General features: G+C 47.1%; 16 protein-coding genes. 2 read left to right on the top strand and 14 right to left on the bottom strand.

Going from position 1 to position 16,233, the window contains the following annotated elements:
* Positions 1-229 precede the first annotated feature (229 nt).
* A complete protein-coding gene (locus AABA11_RS05430) occupies positions 230-1,267 on the top strand; it encodes an IS110 family RNA-guided transposase (RefSeq protein WP_148832222.1) in 1,038 nt (345 codons plus the stop codon).
* A gap of 332 nt (positions 1,268-1,599) precedes the next feature.
* Here AABA11_RS05430 and AABA11_RS05425 read toward each other — a convergent pair whose 3' ends face one another.
* From AABA11_RS05425 to AABA11_RS05395, 7 genes are all read right to left on the bottom strand, one after another.
* Positions 1,600-2,040 carry a helix-turn-helix domain-containing protein gene (locus AABA11_RS05425; protein ID WP_265728932.1) on the bottom strand — a complete coding sequence of 147 codons (441 nt, stop codon included), beginning with the start codon at positions 2,038-2,040 and terminating at the stop codon, positions 1,600-1,602.
* Between the two features lie 10 nt (positions 2,041-2,050).
* Complete coding sequence (locus AABA11_RS05420) at positions 2,051-2,392, bottom strand: DUF4258 domain-containing protein (protein WP_265728931.1); 342 nt, start codon at positions 2,390-2,392, stop codon at positions 2,051-2,053.
* A 505-nt stretch (positions 2,393-2,897) separates the two neighbouring features.
* Positions 2,898-4,565 (bottom strand): amino acid ABC transporter ATP-binding/permease protein, encoded by a 1,668-nt coding sequence (locus AABA11_RS05415; RefSeq protein WP_338266074.1) that lies wholly within the window; start codon positions 4,563-4,565, stop codon positions 2,898-2,900.
* The gene (gene cydD, locus AABA11_RS05410; RefSeq protein WP_338266072.1) at positions 4,525-6,312 is read right to left on the bottom strand and encodes a thiol reductant ABC exporter subunit CydD; all 1,788 of its coding nucleotides are present in this window, start codon (positions 6,310-6,312) and stop codon (positions 4,525-4,527) included. Before cydD ends, AABA11_RS05415 begins: the two co-directional genes overlap by 41 nt.
* 5 nt (positions 6,313-6,317) lie before the next feature.
* Positions 6,318-6,428: a cytochrome bd-I oxidase subunit CydX gene (cydX, locus tag AABA11_RS05405; protein WP_212918295.1), complete on the bottom strand. Its 111-nt coding sequence runs from the start codon at positions 6,426-6,428 to the stop codon at positions 6,318-6,320.
* Between the two features lie 66 nt (positions 6,429-6,494).
* Complete coding sequence (gene cydB, locus AABA11_RS05400; RefSeq protein WP_265728928.1) at positions 6,495-7,631, bottom strand: cytochrome d ubiquinol oxidase subunit II; 1,137 nt, start codon at positions 7,629-7,631, stop codon at positions 6,495-6,497.
* A 1-nt stretch (position 7,632) separates the two neighbouring features.
* Positions 7,633-9,207 (bottom strand): cytochrome ubiquinol oxidase subunit I, encoded by a 1,575-nt coding sequence (locus AABA11_RS05395; RefSeq protein ID WP_338266066.1) that lies wholly within the window; start codon positions 9,205-9,207, stop codon positions 7,633-7,635.
* Positions 9,208-9,528: 321 nt separating this feature from the next.
* On the opposite strand from AABA11_RS05395, the gene AABA11_RS05390 reads away from it, so the two are divergent.
* Positions 9,529-10,434, top strand: a complete 906-nt coding sequence (locus AABA11_RS05390; RefSeq protein ID WP_338266064.1) for an alpha/beta fold hydrolase — start codon at positions 9,529-9,531, stop codon at positions 10,432-10,434.
* Here the strand turns inward: AABA11_RS05390 and AABA11_RS05385 are convergent.
* Genes AABA11_RS05385 through AABA11_RS05355 form a run of 7 tightly spaced genes read right to left on the bottom strand, consistent with a single transcriptional unit; the run spans position 10,431 to position 16,206 of the window.
* Positions 10,431-12,203 carry a lysophospholipid acyltransferase family protein gene (locus AABA11_RS05385; protein WP_338266062.1) on the bottom strand — a complete coding sequence of 591 codons (1,773 nt, stop codon included), beginning with the start codon at positions 12,201-12,203 and terminating at the stop codon, positions 10,431-10,433. The two genes, AABA11_RS05390 and AABA11_RS05385, sit on opposite strands and share 4 nt — an antisense overlap.
* Before the next feature lie 11 nt (positions 12,204-12,214).
* Complete coding sequence (locus tag AABA11_RS05380; RefSeq protein ID WP_265728924.1) at positions 12,215-12,685, bottom strand: hypothetical protein; 471 nt, start codon at positions 12,683-12,685, stop codon at positions 12,215-12,217.
* Between the two features lie 24 nt (positions 12,686-12,709).
* Positions 12,710-13,150: a YHS domain-containing (seleno)protein gene (locus AABA11_RS05375; protein WP_265728923.1), complete on the bottom strand. Its 441-nt coding sequence runs from the start codon at positions 13,148-13,150 to the stop codon at positions 12,710-12,712.
* 19 nt (positions 13,151-13,169) lie between these two features.
* Positions 13,170-13,910, bottom strand: a complete 741-nt coding sequence (locus AABA11_RS05370; RefSeq protein WP_265728922.1) for an NRDE family protein — start codon at positions 13,908-13,910, stop codon at positions 13,170-13,172.
* 2 nt (positions 13,911-13,912) lie between these two features.
* A complete protein-coding gene (locus AABA11_RS05365; RefSeq protein ID WP_338266059.1) occupies positions 13,913-14,467 on the bottom strand; it encodes a DinB family protein in 555 nt (184 codons plus the stop codon).
* Positions 14,468-14,494: 27 nt separating this feature from the next.
* Positions 14,495-15,628 carry a D-alanine--D-alanine ligase gene (locus AABA11_RS05360; RefSeq protein WP_338266058.1) on the bottom strand — a complete coding sequence of 378 codons (1,134 nt, stop codon included), beginning with the start codon at positions 15,626-15,628 and terminating at the stop codon, positions 14,495-14,497.
* Complete coding sequence (locus AABA11_RS05355; protein WP_338266057.1) at positions 15,625-16,206, bottom strand: DedA family protein; 582 nt, start codon at positions 16,204-16,206, stop codon at positions 15,625-15,627. The genes AABA11_RS05360 and AABA11_RS05355 overlap by 4 nt, the downstream gene beginning before the upstream one ends.
* Between the last annotated feature and the right edge of the window lie 27 nt (positions 16,207-16,233).

The raw sequence follows: 16,233 nt of genomic DNA, 5'->3' as shown, positions 1-16,233 counted from the left end.
AATAAAGATCGGCAAATTAAAGCGTTTACGCTATGAGGTCAAAAAGGAATTCGACCCCATAGGGTTTTAAAGTTCGATTACTCTCGCGTTGTCGACGTAGAAATTAGGGGCAGATAATTTTATTTTCATCTAATGGAATGGTCCACCCCGCCCCATATCGGCTTCAAATGAGCCATGATGAAGTGAGTTGTGTGAACAATGTCATTCATCAAAAGAAACGGAGCGAACCATGAACGAGCATAGCAAAAAAGGCCAGGTATGTACTCTCGGAGTTGATTTGAGCAAAACCAGCTTTCAATTGCACGGCGTAGATAACCATGGGAAGGTGGTTTTCAGAAAAAAGCTCAGCCGTAGCAAGCTGTTACCCTGCATCGCTAATCTTCCACCTTGTGTCATTGGCATTGAAGCCTGTGGCGGTGCGCATTATTGGTGCCGTCAATTTACGGCCTTGGGGCATTCGGTTCGTATTATTGCCCCTCAATTTGTTAAACCCTATGTCAAATCAAACAAGAATGATGCCGCAGATGCAGAGGCAATTTGTGAAGCGATCCAGCGCCCGAGTATGCGCTTTGTGCCTACGAAAAGTATTGAGCAACAGGACATCCAGAGCATTCACCGTGTGCGTAGCCAAGCGGTTGCCCGAAGAACGGCGCAAGCCAATCAGATCAGGGGGCTACTGATAGAATACGGCATTATCATTCCCAAGGGGATTTCTTATGTTCGAAAACACATCCCCCTTATTCTCGAAGAGAGAGACAATGGATTAAGTGATGTATTTCGGGCCTTGCTCAGCACGCTCTACGATGAGATGGTTCATTTAGATGATCGGATTGAGGCACTTGAGTTACAACTGGCAACCATCGCCAAAAACCATGACGATTGCCAACGTTTGCTCACCATTCCGGGCGTCGGCCTGTTGAGCGCCACCGCACTGATCGCGGCGATTAGTGATGTGACCGTGTTCAAAAACGGCCGTGAGCTGGCCGCTTGGCTTGGGCTGGTGCCTAGACAACATTCCACCGGAGGAAAACCCACCTTGCTCGGCATCAGTAAGCGAGGGGATACCTATCTAAGAACCTTGATGATCCATGGTGGCAGGACGGTTGTCAGGGTGGCCGACAAACATGATGATCGCCGTAATCGTTGGGTGAAGGAGCTTGATAACCGCCGTGGTAAGAATATTTCAGCCGTTGCGGTCGCCAATAAAAATGCGCGTATTGCTTGGGCGGTCTTGAGTAAAAAGGAATCTTATCAGGCAGCAGCCTGATCCCGACCGAGTTGGTCATGAGATGCAAAGAAAAGTTAAACAGAAAAGCGGTTAACAAGGTAGATCAGCAACGAGTTGCGTGGATAAAGTACAAGTGATGGCATAAAAGGTAAGACCTGCGTTCCTAAAACCTGCTAGGGTCTAGGGCTCATAGAGGCCGATCATCTGATGAGGTAGGAGCGAGCGAATTCCATCAGGGCCAGAGGTTACAAAAACCTCAGTTAAAGGCCGGATATATGGAAGCAATATCTTTCTGTCATACCAGTAACTTTATCTTGCATCGCGGGATGGACCATATATGACCCTAATTGTTCGAATTCCACTACGTCTAGCTATATCGCAATTCCCCAGTGGTTATCGACTTCTTCCAGTAAGATTTCTTTTGCGGCTTGCTGTGCTTCGGCATCAGAAAGTAGGTCTAGAAAGTAGCTAACGGAGTTCGTTTTCTCTAATTTTTCCATGAATAGAGATCGAAGTGCGGCGTCTGTCGTTCGAGGGATGTCTGACTGACCTTTTTCGTAACGCGCTATCGTTTGTTCGGATACACCAAAGCGGTGTCCGAGCATTTTTTGCGATAGGTTCAGCTCTATGCGTAAAAACTTAAATTCCGCCGGACGAAGTGCCGTGTGGCCGTCTGCTATTGTCTGCGCTATAGCGACATGCAAGTTATTCATATCATCAATGCTGGTGTAGTCTTCGCCGTCTATATGTTCAATGGTAAAACCGTTTTTTAAGTAGACGTTAGGCAAACCACATTCTGTATAGTGATACATCGTTTTACTCCTAATGAACCCAAACTGTAATGAGAATTGAAGTCGGGTTATCAGTATGGTTCTTAATGGCGACACTGAGCTCTATAATAGATCCTGCCGCCATTCCTTTTATGTTAAATTTCCAATCACCATTAATCTCGAGATAAGGCCCTTCACGGAATACTGAGCGCTTACTCTTCAGCAACGCTAAAACCTGCCCCGTTGTCACACCACGTTCAAGCATTCTCTCTTTGATATGCTTGCTCCAACGGATTCGATTGGTATGATTTTCTGCTAGATCATTAATGATTTTTCGAGCGGTAAACTCACTAAGTGGAAACACCACCTTTCCTTGTGGGTTATTCTTTTTCATGTCACTCATCCATTGAGTTAATACCTATCATATTGATAGGTAAATAAGGCATTGTCAAGAACCCTCAACCATTAACTATGGGGTCAAAGCCCTTTTTTAATAAGGACTGTTGGATCAAAAAGACCTTTGGGTCAAAAAAGGGGTTCGACCCCGCATCAGCTAGCTGACAATTAGCTACGATGCAGTCAGTTCGACGCGACGAAGTTGCGCGACTTTATGGAGTTTCAGAGTCATTGTTTTAAGATCTATCTCTTACTAAAAGAACAATCCATGCCTTACTCTAAAAATCGTGTTGCTAAACCTAATCTTAAGAAAATAAATGAGACGTTTGGGCGATAGCCCGATAAAGCGAATTTTTGGTTACTTTTTGGGCGCTTGCAAAAAGTTACCCGCTCAGCAGAGCGGAAAAAAGGTTGGGAATACAAAGTGTTTGAATAGAACCCAAAGAAGAGAATAACCCCACCCTAACCCTCCCCTTGCAAGACATAAGGGGAGGGGAAAAGAGCTACAGCTCTATAACTCTCGCGTTGTCGCCAAGGCGGCTACCAACGTGACTAACAAGGATTAAGATATCTGGCTTGTAGTCATGTTGTAGTGAATGAGAAATCCTTTCAATGGTGGCTTTGTCTAGCCCATCAAAAGGTTCATCCAGGAGTAGAACGGGGGATCGCCTTAACAGAAGACGCGCTAACACGAGGCGTTTGCGTTGCCCGCCAGACAGGTTACGGCCTTGGGAGCTAAGTAAGGTTTCCAGTCCGTTCGGCAAGCTTTTGACCCAGTCAGCTAAGGCGACGGCATCAAGTGCTGCCCACAGTTGGTCGTCGCTGGCATTTGGGTTACCAAGAAGCAAGTTGGCGGCGATACTTTGCTGAAACACGTACGGTGATTGTGGCAAGTAACTGAGTTTGGCTTGATAGCTTGGGTTGTTGCACACATCGTATTTTTCATCATTGATGTACGCTTCTCCGGACGACAAGCAGTCCCCTGCCATTGACGCAAGCAGGGTGGATTTTCCTGAGCCACTGACACCACGCAGCCACACACTTTCGCCATGATTGACTCGAATATTGGTTGTTGGGCTCCCCATGCGGCTCGGCAGATAAAAACCGCGCCATTGTTTGAAGAAAAGCTGTTCTATACGAGGGATCGTCTGATCTATTGGAGTATTCGCATACTGATGCAGTTGGTTTAATCGACGTAACCCTACCTGCGATTGCCCTTGTGCGACGAAGGATTGCACCAATGGCAACACCAATTCATTCACAGCAAGCAAGGATAAAACATAGCCAACGACCCACGTGCCTTGTACTCCGTCGTTCAATACCCAACGCCCCGTTTCTGTCGTCACAGTGCCCAGTAAATACAGGCTGCACGCCAATAACAAGATGGTTACGAGGTAGGAAAACAGTCGCCCTAAGCTAACGGCTTGTTGAATGCGAATTTCGGCGTTTTTTTGACGCACATCCAGTTGATCGAGTCGTTTGGCGTAATCTTCCCAACGACCTCGAATGGTTAAGGTGATCAATGCTGAAAAGAAGCTAACAAATCGACTGCGACGATGCACACCTAATATTTGCCCAACATGCACCGCATGACTGGCAATGTGGCCACACGCCCAAGGCACAATCAAAACATGAAACACCGCGGCGATGGATAACGGCCACAATAAGTCTGGCGAGATAAAAAAAGCGAATATGGCCACGGCAACATACGCTAATACGGCGTACATCCACGGCAAAAAAACCACCAAAGGCCAACGAATAATTTGGTCAAGGTCGCTGACCAAACGTTGCAATAAATCACCTCGACTTTGTTGGTTCAAGTCAGTCGACTCTTTTGCGACCCGTTGATCCCATACCCAAAGACGCAATGTCCGCAACAAGCCAAGCAAATGATTATGCGCAGTAACTTGTTCGCCGTATCGCCCTGCTGTTCGTAAGATGGCTAAGCCTCGGACGATCGCACCTGGTGTGAGGTAATTGAATACTATGCCCACCCCCATGGCGGTTGCCAAACCAGCGGCAGAGATAAACCAGCCAGAAAGGCCAAGCAAGCCAACACCCGCTAAGGTAGCCGCCACACCAGTGACAAACGGAACAATAAAGCCCCAAGGATTCGCCAATAACAGGCGTTTAAGCGATAGCTTCGCCGTGTTGTTTGCGTGATTGCTCATGCAAGCCTCCTTTGGTTAAAGACCAGTGCTTATCTGCCCATAGAATGGGGTGTGTATCGTGGCTGACGATCAGTAATGTTTTGCCTTTAGAGGCACGCTTTAAAGTATCTAACACCGCTTGCGCTGTGTCGTTGTCGAGACCGGAACAAGGCTCATCCAGTAGCCACAGGTTGGCCTTGGACAATAAGGCTCTAGCAATGGAAAGGCGCTGCATTTGCCCACCAGATAATCCTGAGCCCAACTCTGTGAGTTTGGTGTCTAATCCATCGGGCAATGCATAGACAAAGCCATCACATTGGCTTTCTTTCAGCGCCGTATGTATCTCGTCTTCATTGGGAAGTTCTTTGCCTTCTTTTCCACCAAGGCCTAACAGTAAGTTTCGGCGAATACTGCCATTGATCCATTCAGGTGTTTGCGGCAACCAAGCTAATTGGCTGCGCCAATCAGCAAGATTCAATTGAGAAAATGGCAATCCACCGACTAAAAACTGGCCGTCATACGCGTCTTCGAAGCCAAGCAATAAATGCAATAAACTCGATTTCCCGACCCCCGACTCGCCACTTAACCAGACGCGTTCACCTTGGGCTATCTCGGCCGTAATGGGCGCAAGTCGATAGCGTCCTGCTTCTTGCCAACTTAGGTCTTGAAAACGAATAGACGTTATGTGATCCCGCGCCACGGCATTGTCGTTTTCCGTTGCCGAATCCACATGAGTCGGTGTGGCTAAAATCTCATGATGTAAAATTTCCAGTAAATCGGTCGCGGCTGCCTCGGCTTTTTGCTTCGCATGGTAATCGTTACCCAACTGTCGCAGCGGTAAATAAAATTCTGGCGCGAGCAATAACAAGAACATGGCTTGAGTTAACGTAACGGGGGAAGAACCCACTTGCCAAGGTAAGACTTCCAATAACCCCAATCCCAAATACAAGGCAATCATAGCGATAGACAAGGAAGCAAAAAGCTCCAGTGTCGCGGTCGATAAAAACGCCAAGACCAAAACGCCCATGGTGGTTTTTTGGTAAGCGGCAGCGCTGTTGGATAAACGCTCTCTGGCCTGAGATGTGCGATGCAAACGCTTTAATTCGGCCAGCCCTTGGTTTAAATCCATAAACTGATTGGACAGCATGGCCAAGACGTTAAATTGTCGACGGTTGGCTTGTGCGGCTTTGTGGCCGACAAAAATCATGAAGATAATGACCAATGGCGCGGTCATCATAAAAACAAAAAAGGCGATCCAGGAAATAGACACAACAGACAACAGGATCACACAGGGAATAAGAGTCACCATAAACACTTGTGGTTTATAACGACTGAAGAAATCGTCTAACGCGTCGATTTGTTCATAGACGCGAGTAGACAGTGCCGCGTCTTCTTCGATTCTCAGGCGCGCAGGCCCAAGCAAGGTTAAATGCGACACGATATTACGACGCAAGCCGTAACGTATGTCACGGCTTGCGCTGGTGCAAATACGCTCTCGGCTATAACTCGCCAAAGCGCGTACCAAAAGAGCGAGTAACCCCACAACCAAAAGAGACAGAGAAAAGGACTGCTGCAAGGCCATGTCAGAAAACACATTAGCAAATGCCCACGCTTGCAGCACCAAAGACACAGCGAACACCACACCTGCGATTTGCGCAAAACGGTATTTGGCAGATTGTTGATTGGCCAACGAGCCCAAAAATACCGCTTCAGGTGTTTTGATTCGACCAGTTCGACGAGTCTTCTTTGCTTCCTTCTCTCTCGTCATAGAATTTACTTCTGCTCCTCTTCACCTTCATAACCACTAAACTCTAACCAAACGGCATTGATAATACCGAATGAACACGCCAATAAAATGCCTAGAACCCAAGCAAAATACCACATATTTTGTTCCTCTATTTATTGCAAAGAAGGCAGAGCTCAGGGAGCTCCACCCTTTAGAGCCAATGACTAATACAGTGAATGATTGTTGTCTTCGATGTGTTTCTTCGTCAGACGACCGTACATCACAAAGTAGTTCCACAAAGTGTATGCCAACACAATCGGTACGAAGATGCAGGCGACCACGAACATAATCATCATGGTGTTCTCACTTGACGTCGCATCCCACATTGTCAGGCTCATACTTGGGTAGCTTGAAGACGGCATCAAGAATGGGAACATAGAACCGCCCGCAGTCACGATAATGCCAGCAATACCCAATGAAGAACTAAGGAAAGACAACGCGCCTTTCTTCGCCAATCCCGCCAAAGCGGCTCCCAACATCCCCAACACACCGATCAATGGCGCAAGCATAAGCGCTGGCACTTTTTCGTAATTGGCTAACCAAGCACCCGTTTGTACTTCTGCGGTTTTCATTAATGGCGTTAGTACTTTATTGCCGTCAATCGCGCTGGTTAACACATAACCGTCAATTCCGTATGCCAACCAAACACCTGCTAAAACAAACAGTACGGCAGCCAATGTTCCTGTAACAGCCGTTGCTAGGCAGGCTTTACGATGCAAGTCAGAGTCGGTTTTCATTTGCAACCAAGCACCGCCCTGAGTCATCAACATCATCAAGCTAACCAAGCCACAAAGAATTCCGAATGGGTTTAGCAAACCAAAGAACGAACCTGTGTAAGTCGCACGAAGGTACTGGTCAAACTCAAAAGGTACACCTTGTAACAAGTTACCGAATGCCACACCGAAAATGATCGGTGGAACAGCAGAACCGAAGACAATGCCCCAATCCCAGCTTGTGCGCCATTTGGAGTTTTCTAGTTTAGAGCGATAATCAAAGCCGATCGGACGGAAGAACAACGCCGCCAACACCAACATCATCGCAAAATAAAAACCAGAGAAAGACGTTGCGTACACCACAGGCCAAGCCGCAAACAATGCGCCACCTGCTGTGATAAACCACACTTGGTTGCCGTCCCAATGAGGCGCAATCGAGTTGATCATAATACGACGCTCTGAGTCCGTGCCGCCGATTACTTTTAGCAAGCTGCCCACGCCCATATCAAAACCGTCTGTCACGGAGAAACCGATCAATAGAACACCGATCAATACCCACCAAATGACTTTTAATAATTCGTAATCCATCTTACACCTCCTGCTTCAACTGAGACGTTTCTTGTTCAAGTGCATAACGACCAGTGTGCAAGCTAGAAGGCCCTTGCTTCGCAAAACGAATCATCAAGTACATCTCGGCAATCAAGAACGCGGTATACAACACAGCAAAACCAGCAATTGTTATCCAAATTTCCGTCGCAGTTAGACTGGATACCGCAACGTGAACCGGCAAGATTTCACCAATCGCCCATGGCTGACGACCGTATTCTGCAACAAACCAGCCTGCTTCGTTGGCGATCCAAGGCAATGGCAGGCACAACACGATCAATTTAAGGAACAATGGGTTATTACCAATACGACGACGCGCATTTTGATAAAACGCCGCAGCAAATACCACCAACATCACAAAGCCACAACCCACCATGATGCGGAAGGCGAAGAACAATGGCGCCACTTGCGGAATAGAGTATTCCACCGCCTGATCGATCTCTTCAGATGTCACCTTGTTCATGTCTTCATTGAAAGCCGTAACCAATAAGCCGTAGCCAAGGTCGCCTTTCACTTTTTCAAAGTTTTCTTTTACCAAAGGATCCGTATTACCGCTGCGCAATTCTTCAAGTAATTGATTCGCATAGATACCGTTGATAATACGTTGACGATTATGCTCTTTCAGCTCTTTGATGCCTTCGACTTCTTTGTCTAAAGAACGCGTGGCGATCAAGCCCATCAAGCCCGGAATTTTGATAGCAAATTCGGTTTCTTCAAGCTCTTGATTCGGGAAGCCGATTAGCGTGAAGTCAGCCGGTGCTTCTTGTGTTTCCCACTCCGCTTCAACCGCCGCCAATTTCACTTTTTGCACTTCGCCTAGCTCGTAACCAGATTCGTCACCCAAAAGAATAACGCTCAAAATAGACGCCAAACCAAACGCAGACGCGATGGCAAAAGAACGGCGAGCAAATGCAAGATCACGGCCTTTCAGTAAGTAGTAGCTTGAGATAACAAGCACGAAAATCGCGCCCGTTGTGTAACCCGCAGATACTGTGTGAACAAATTTCACCTGCGCCACTGGGTTAAACAACAAAGCACCGAAGTCGACCAATTCCATACGCATGGTTTCGTAGTTGAATTCAGAACCTACTGGGTTTTGCATCCAGCCGTTCGCGATCAAGATCCACAAAGCCGACAAGTTAGAGCCTAATGCTACGCCCCATGTCACAACCAAGTGTTTTACCTTGCTCAGACGATCCCAACCAAAGAAGAACAAACCCACCAGCGTGGATTCTAGGAAGAACGCCATCAATCCTTCTATGGCCAAAGGTGCACCAAAAATATCACCAACATAATGAGAGTAGTAAGACCAGTTCGTCCCGAATTGGAACTCCATCGTCAAACCTGTTGTTACGCCTAGCGCAAAGTTGATACCAAACAATTTACCCCAGAACTTAACCATGTCTTTGTAGACTTGCTTACCGGTAATAACATAGACAGACTCCATGATAGCCAGCAAGAAAGACATCCCTAGTGTTAAAGGGACAAACAAATAGTGGTACAGAGCAGTGAAAGCAAACTGAAACCGCGATAATTCCACTACAGCTTCGTTAATCATATAACTTCAACCCATTCATTTGATTGAGAAAAAAGACGATCGTAGACACTTACTTAGTATGTGTTCTTGTTATCCAACGCCCACCGAAGCCCCAAATCAGTATGAGGCTTACTATAAGGCTGGATTATGAGTGCTGTTGCGATTTGAAACATTGCGTTAGATCAAGATAAAGAGAGTGAAAGAAATAAGTAGGCAAAAAGATCGAGCTGTCATGCGTTTTGAAGCGAGTCCATTCTATACAAAATCATCTGCACGCTTTGTCGCTAAAATGTATTATCATTTCGCACTGATCTAACCTGTTTGAATGTTGGAAACTCGCCCATGAAAGCCATGCTAAATCGCTTGCCTAACAAGGTTTTGCTCTTTGTACTGAGCGTAACAACGCTGCTATTAACCGCTTGTTCGATGCCAAAAGAGCTGGATGAGAACGAAGACATAGCCAGGCAAGTGGCGAATACACCGGGAATGATTCAAAACCATGTACTGTATATTTCAGGGCCGGACGGCGATTTCAAATTGCACTATGCCAGCAGCGACCCGAGCAAAATGTCGCGCCATACAGTGGTCTTTGTGCACGGAACGCCGGGGGATTGGTCTTCTTTTGCCCGATATTTTCAGAATGCCACCCTAAAAGACCGCTTTCGACTCATTTCGATTGATCGACCAGGCTGGGGAATATCCACTTATGCGGGCCATTACCCTACCGAGCTACAAAAACAGTCCAGTCAAATTGGTTTAATGCTAAAAAACATTTGGGAACAAAACGGCCAACAGAAAATCATTTTGGTGGGGCATTCTTTGGGCGGTTCTCTTGTGCCCATACTGGCGGCGGATTACCCTCAATACGTGCGAGGCGTGGTGATTTTGGCTGGAGATCTGAGCCCAACACTGGCAGAAGGCCGTTGGTACAACACCTTGCTTGATTGGACGCCGGATTTTTTGATCCCAGACAAATGGAATAACTCAAACAAAGAAGTACTGGCACTGTCTCAAAGCTTGGCCAATGCCCAAACAACACTGTCTGGGTTAAAGGTTCCCATCACCTTATTACAAGGCACTGAAGACACACTGGTAGATCCAGAGAATGCCACCTTCGCAAGCCAGTTGTTTCAACACAGTGAGATCAAAATAGACAGAATTCAAGACGCTGGACACTTACTGCATTTGCAGTATCCAAACCGCGTGATTGACGCCATTGAAGACGTCAACTCGCGCAGTCTTCCTTAGCTTGCCAAATAGTCACTGGCGTTTTCTTGTCCCATGTATTTTCCCAAAATAGCCAAGGGAACATCTTTAAGGTTCACCACGATCAAGCCGTCTAAAGCATTGTGAAAAGCAGGATCAACGTTGAAACACACCAACTTGCCGTTCATTTTTAAATACTGTCGAATCAAAACCGGTACGCCTTTGCCCTGCTCCATTCTTGACAACACATTGGACAATAAAGCCACACTGGTTAATGACGACAATAAATTCGGCTGCCAAAACACCGAACCGCGATTTCGCAACGGAGTAGAGGCGGTCACCAATTCTGCTTTGGTTTTATCGTAATAATGAATCGATAAGGTCGCGGCGATTAATTGACGTGCGGATTGGCTGTAGTTATTACTGATACTGACAGGGCCAAAAAGGTGCGTGTAACGAGGGTTTCGAGACACAAAAGTCGCAATGCCTTTCCATAACAAAAGCAAGGACTGTAGGCTTTTTTGGTATTTTGCTGCGACCACAGAACGCCCCATTTCAAGACTGCTCCCCAAACTGTCTATAAACGCATGGTCATAATTAAACAAACTGCGCGAATACAATCCATCCAGTCCGTGAGCCTCGATGAGCTGGTCCACTAATCCCATACGATAGGCACCGACTAGCTCTTTATTACCGTGGTGCCAAACGAACAACTGATGGTAGTACAAGTCATATTTGTCAACATCACACGCCAAACCGCTGCCCTCACCCACAGCACGAAAATTCTCTTCCCTGACTCGACCAATTTCCTGAATCAGCTGTGGAATAGAATGTGTTGGTGCGCAATACACGCAGAATTCCCCCTGCTCTAACAACCGCATACTGTCTGGCAATGCCATCACTTCTGCATCCAGTACATTGGGGGCTAGCGGTGAAATAATCGGCAAATCCACCGCCGTTGCTTGCTCGCTTTCACGGTCTGTTCGCTGCGTACTCATTAAATAGGTATTTAAACGCAAATAGCTCACCAGCTCACGATTGTCGTCAAATTGGCTCATTTCCGAATACGGGATGGCGTCGCCGATGGAGACCTCAATGACCGACGATCGTTTATTGAGTAATTCGCGCCCCAATAACGCCGTGCGAAGTAAAGGGTGAAGACGACCCGCTTGATAAAACAACGCGCTGTTTTGTCCATTAATAAACATCGGTACGGTAATCGCGTGGCTGCGCTTTAAGAAGTTCGCCACCGACTGACTCCATTCGATGTCCGCCAGCGTTTTCTCACTCGTTGGCGTGTCTTTGAGGTAAGTCGATACTTCACCCGCTGGGAAAACAATCAGCACACCGCCCTCGGCTAAATGTCGATGCGCATCGCGAATCGCTTTGCCATTCGTGCGCTGTGCCGACGCGCCACCAAACACATTCACACCAATAAACAGCTCACTGATTTCAGGCAAGCGCTTCAGCAGTTCATTGGCCAACACTTTCACATCAGAACGGACACGACCAACCAAATCCGCCAATATCACCCCTTCAATCGCCCCAAGAGGATGATTCGCCACAACCACGACAGGGCCTTTTTGAGGAAGGTTATTGAGTCCACCTTTGGCTATCGAATAGTCAATATTCAATGCATCTAGGGTATAACGCATAAACTCAAAACAGGACTGACAACGAGGTCGATGTTGGTACAAGCGATCTAATGCAGCGAGTCCTGTCGCCCATTCTACAATCGATTCCCCCACACCAAATGGTGTGACTCGTGGTAAACGAAAAGGACTCAACACACGCGTCGAAGTAGCCAACATAATAATGCTCCTCAATACACCCATTTAGCGACAATTTGATTCAAAGTGCCTTGCGGATGTTTTGTATCCCGAAGCGTTAAAAACGCCGCACTTAACCACACCAAACACGCCATTCCAAACAACAAACCGCCATCATTGCCAATGACCTCACCAACGGCGTTAAACTCAGGCATGACCACACCCAACGGCGTGAAAAAATGGAAAACAATCGCCCCGCTCATGACTCCCAGCGCCATCAAAGCCCCGACACCATGCCAACGACTGAACAGCAAAAGAGCCGCAATCAGTTCAGCCACACCAATAATGTAGCCACCGTATTGCCCAAAGAACGCCAAACCAGACCAAGTCCCCAACACACCGAAGATATAGTCGGTTTCATAAGACCCAGTAAATTTAAAAAACAACGACTGCACAAAAACAAACGCGATAAAGACAGCGGGAACATACTTAGTAAAAGACGGTTTCATAAAAGAAGATTTCATCGTAATTGACCTTATGAATTGCGGTTATGGGCGGATCAGTGCGGGCCAATTTTCATCGGCCTGCTTAATGTGCAAGGCACGATTTTGATCCCACTTGCGCTTGATGTCGTCGTTGTAATTCAGGTACAACTTGCCGTCCACAACGGCCCAGTCTTTTGGGTCAGCCGAGGCAAAATCGTTTTTCGCTGAAATCGCCCAAGCACAATAACCACCGTACTGCGGCGCGTATTTTTCAGGCTCTGCCACAAACATATCCAAATGCTGTTGCGACACAAAATACCAATCCGCGCCTTTGTATGTGGTCACGAAATCAGGCTTGCCTTCCACAGGTTTATTGTCGGTAAAATACGCCACCGTATCGTATCCATCTAAGGCTTTATTGCTAAAATAGCCGGTATAAATTTCATCTTGCGCGACCACAAAGCCACTCATAAACAAAGTCAAAAAAACCATTAAGCGCGTCATAAGCACTCCTAAACTAGGGTTAAACAAAAAGACCAGGGTGAGATTCCGTTTTTTCTAAGTAACTTGTTTTTAATGCTAACGTCGCGGCCGTCAAATGCGTGCAAGGCGACCCCGCTACATAGCTCATTTGTCGATGCTGTTCAGACACTCTTACGCCAGTGAAACTCACCGTTTGCGCGTCATCACGATGCATACAAACCGACATATGCGATTGCTCTGGATGATGCTGAGCATGAAAGGCCAACAAGGTGTGCGAATCAATGTTAGGTAATGCGTCATAGACAGATTGTCGATAGGTAACTACGTCTTCCAGCGCCACTGCGGAAGAGAAATACGGCGAAAACGCCGCCACAACACAGAACGACTCCCCATTCCATTGCAACTCCCGTGCGGTAGAATGACCCAATTCAAATGCCAGCAGGGTAAAAGGGGCAAACACGCCCAATTTCAATTCTGAAAACCGCTGAGCCACTTCCGCAATCGTCTTCGCACTAGACAAATACTTTACCAATTGTCCTCGGCTAATCAGCTCTCCAGCGGGCTTTTTGCCTTGGTAATGATTCAACAAGCACAGTGACAAACCGTGTTCGTTGACACTGATCCAACTGCCCTGACCAACAGGGTCAACCGGCATTAACACCTTAACCCCTCGCAGAATAAACGTCTGAGGTGGCAACGCTGGCGCACGGGATTTTTGCTCATCACGATTGAAAAACAATTGATACCCCGATGCGTCTATCCACCAAGAAACCGAACACATAGTTATTGCCCTCGCAAAAAAGTGGCTGTGGCTGGCGCAATACCAAAGTCATCATCCATTGGCTTATTCATTAAACTGGCTGCGACATTGATCATCGCAAAATGGTGGTTTGCATGAAGCGCGGCAAAAGTAATTTCTCGTTCTAAGGTCGATGTCATAAGACAATCTTGCGTGTGTGTTACCGACACTTCCGTCACAATGGTCACGCTTTTTTTAAGCTGCTTTTCCGATAGTCCGGTCAACCACTGAACCAACACAGTAATATCGTCTTCGGCCATCTTTCGCGATCGTTCAACGTCATGACCGCGGCGCCTTTGATTGTAATCAATCACAATGCTGGCTCGATAAATGGCGTAAAACACGTCCAACCAATGGCGGAAATGTTCCCCAATAGAGCTGCTCACATACGGTTTCATCGACGCTTGGTACGCCTCATCATCTAATCTGCGCAAGCAACGCAATGCCTGACCAAATATTTCCAGCGCCCCCTGAATCGTAGGCGCATATGGGATGGACTGCGGCAGATCAACGGCGCTCTTTTTACATACCGATTGCATACTCGTTCCTTTCATACAGTGCGTTGACTAATCCGTACTTGGATAATGTTGAACCAATGACTTTTCTTCACGCCAAGCCTGCAATAACGCACGCAGACTTGGCGTTTTGACTCCGCGTTTTCTCTGTAACGCACCGATTTCAAATAAAATGCGATACTGCTTCAGCAACGTGCTAAAAATCTCAAACAATGAGGTCTGACGATCCCAAATATGTGTTGCTTCACTGCTCGCGCCGTTCATTTCTAAAATGGAGAAATTCTCGCCCGCCATGAAAGACTCCATGTCTGCAAATTTGATATCCAAACGACCGTAGTAATAGCCGTCTACGTCCTTCAAAATGCCATCAAGCCGACGCGTTAATGCGGGTGAAATGTATTGGTTGCCATTACGAAAAATCGAGCCACGACTGTGACTGCCCGCAAACGCGAGTGGGTACTCTTCGCCTTCTGCGGGAACCCAATCCAGCTTTTGTGTATGACGCGGAAAGTACAAATGCGTGAGCTGACCCGCTCGTGGGCAACGCTCGATCAGCTCTTTTAGAGTGTGTGTACCATCACCAACCACACTGGGAGCGTATTTCAAGGTTATGGAAATAATCTTGCCTCGTTCTTGGCCGGGGTAACGCACATAAAACACACCAGCTTCGGCTTGATAGGGAGCCTTACGCTGTAATAAAAACCGCGCAGATGCAGGAAACGTTTGAAGATAATCGCGCAGCTGCGCTTTGGATTTCAGTAATTTGACTCCCACACCTCGACACCCCAAATCTGGCTTCGCCACAATGGGAAAAGACAGCTGAGCCGAGTTCATGGCTTGCATAGCGCTTTCTAGCTGGGCATCAAGGTTATGAGCATTTTTCGTCAGTGTAATAAAAGGCTCAATCCACTGTTTCGCAACAGGGCCAGCCAAGTTCAAAATATCGGTCTTGGATTCGCCTACCATGCCACTCAACTTAATACTTGGGTTGGCAATTAACGGCAAACACAGGTCACCATGACGCAGACCCAACGCAAGGCTCTGTATGACCACTGGCGCATAGAAAAACCAGCTCGGCATAAATTCATAAGGGGAAATACTGGCGTTTTGCTCCACTTCCAGCAGCGGCATTCCCGCATTCATTTTACCAGGCGAAATGAACCGCCCTTCTGTCATGGCGCTCATAACTTACCTCGTGTGAAAGACGGTGTCAGAAAACGATTCATCAAAAACAACAAAACAAAGGCCAAGGGGATCACCCCCCACTTCCATTCGGCCAATGCAGAAAACACAACGTTTCCGAGCTGATATATCAACGTAAACACCACCAACGTCCATAGGGACGTCGCCAGCAGAACGGCGCTCATAAACAGCGGGAGTGGGATAGAAAAAAAACCGCTCAAGGTAAAACCAATGGTTCGCAAACCGGGGATAAAGCGAATTAAGAACAAATTCGCAAAAGCGCGTTGAGTAAGCTTTTCTCTTACAACGTTAAAAGAGGTATGGGTTAAAGCACGGTAGCGCAACCATCGGACATTACGGGCGTAACGCCCTAATAAGTACAAGCCCACATCACCACTGGCAATGCCGATAAAAATCGACAACAACGCAAGCGATGGCGACAAATGTCCTTGCACTGACACGGTGGCTGCTGTGGCAATCGCTAAGTCTTCAAGTAAATAAGACAAAAGCACAATGCCAACACACAACACCGGTAAGGACGTGTTTCCCGATGTCAGCCATGCTTGAAGTTCTGCAATCACGGTACATTACCCACTCAATTCGTCTAA

The organism is Marinomonas pontica (assembly GCF_036322735.1).
GTDB classification, from domain to species: domain Bacteria; phylum Pseudomonadota; class Gammaproteobacteria; order Pseudomonadales; family Marinomonadaceae; genus Marinomonas; species Marinomonas pontica.
Note: the sequence above shows the minus strand (reverse complement) of the source record. Positions and strands in the feature narration are given on the sequence as shown.

Bases quoted from the DNA above. Each gene is read 5' to 3' on its own strand.
- AABA11_RS05430 (WP_148832222.1), top strand. From the start codon at position 230: ATGAACGAGCATAGCAAAAAAGGCCAGGTATGTACTCTCGGAGTTGAT.
- AABA11_RS05425 (WP_265728932.1), bottom strand. From the start codon at position 2,040: ATGTATCACTATACAGAATGTGGTTTGCCTAACGTCTACTTAAAAAAC.
- AABA11_RS05420 (WP_265728931.1), bottom strand. From the start codon at position 2,392: ATGAAAAAGAATAACCCACAAGGAAAGGTGGTGTTTCCACTTAGTGAG.
- AABA11_RS05415 (WP_338266074.1), bottom strand. From the start codon at position 4,565: ATGAGCAATCACGCAAACAACACGGCGAAGCTATCGCTTAAACGCCTG.
- cydD (WP_338266072.1), bottom strand. From the start codon at position 6,312: ATGACGAGAGAGAAGGAAGCAAAGAAGACTCGTCGAACTGGTCGAATC.
- cydX (WP_212918295.1), bottom strand. From the start codon at position 6,428: ATGTGGTATTTTGCTTGGGTTCTAGGCATTTTATTGGCGTGTTCATTC.
- cydB (WP_265728928.1), bottom strand. From the start codon at position 7,631: ATGGATTACGAATTATTAAAAGTCATTTGGTGGGTATTGATCGGTGTT.
- AABA11_RS05395 (WP_338266066.1), bottom strand. From the start codon at position 9,207: ATGATTAACGAAGCTGTAGTGGAATTATCGCGGTTTCAGTTTGCTTTC.
- AABA11_RS05390 (WP_338266064.1), top strand. From the start codon at position 9,529: ATGAAAGCCATGCTAAATCGCTTGCCTAACAAGGTTTTGCTCTTTGTA.
- AABA11_RS05385 (WP_338266062.1), bottom strand. From the start codon at position 12,203: ATGTTGGCTACTTCGACGCGTGTGTTGAGTCCTTTTCGTTTACCACGA.
- AABA11_RS05380 (WP_265728924.1), bottom strand. From the start codon at position 12,685: ATGAAATCTTCTTTTATGAAACCGTCTTTTACTAAGTATGTTCCCGCT.
- AABA11_RS05375 (WP_265728923.1), bottom strand. From the start codon at position 13,150: ATGACGCGCTTAATGGTTTTTTTGACTTTGTTTATGAGTGGCTTTGTG.
- AABA11_RS05370 (WP_265728922.1), bottom strand. From the start codon at position 13,910: ATGTGTTCGGTTTCTTGGTGGATAGACGCATCGGGGTATCAATTGTTT.
- AABA11_RS05365 (WP_338266059.1), bottom strand. From the start codon at position 14,467: ATGCAATCGGTATGTAAAAAGAGCGCCGTTGATCTGCCGCAGTCCATC.
- AABA11_RS05360 (WP_338266058.1), bottom strand. From the start codon at position 15,628: ATGAGCGCCATGACAGAAGGGCGGTTCATTTCGCCTGGTAAAATGAAT.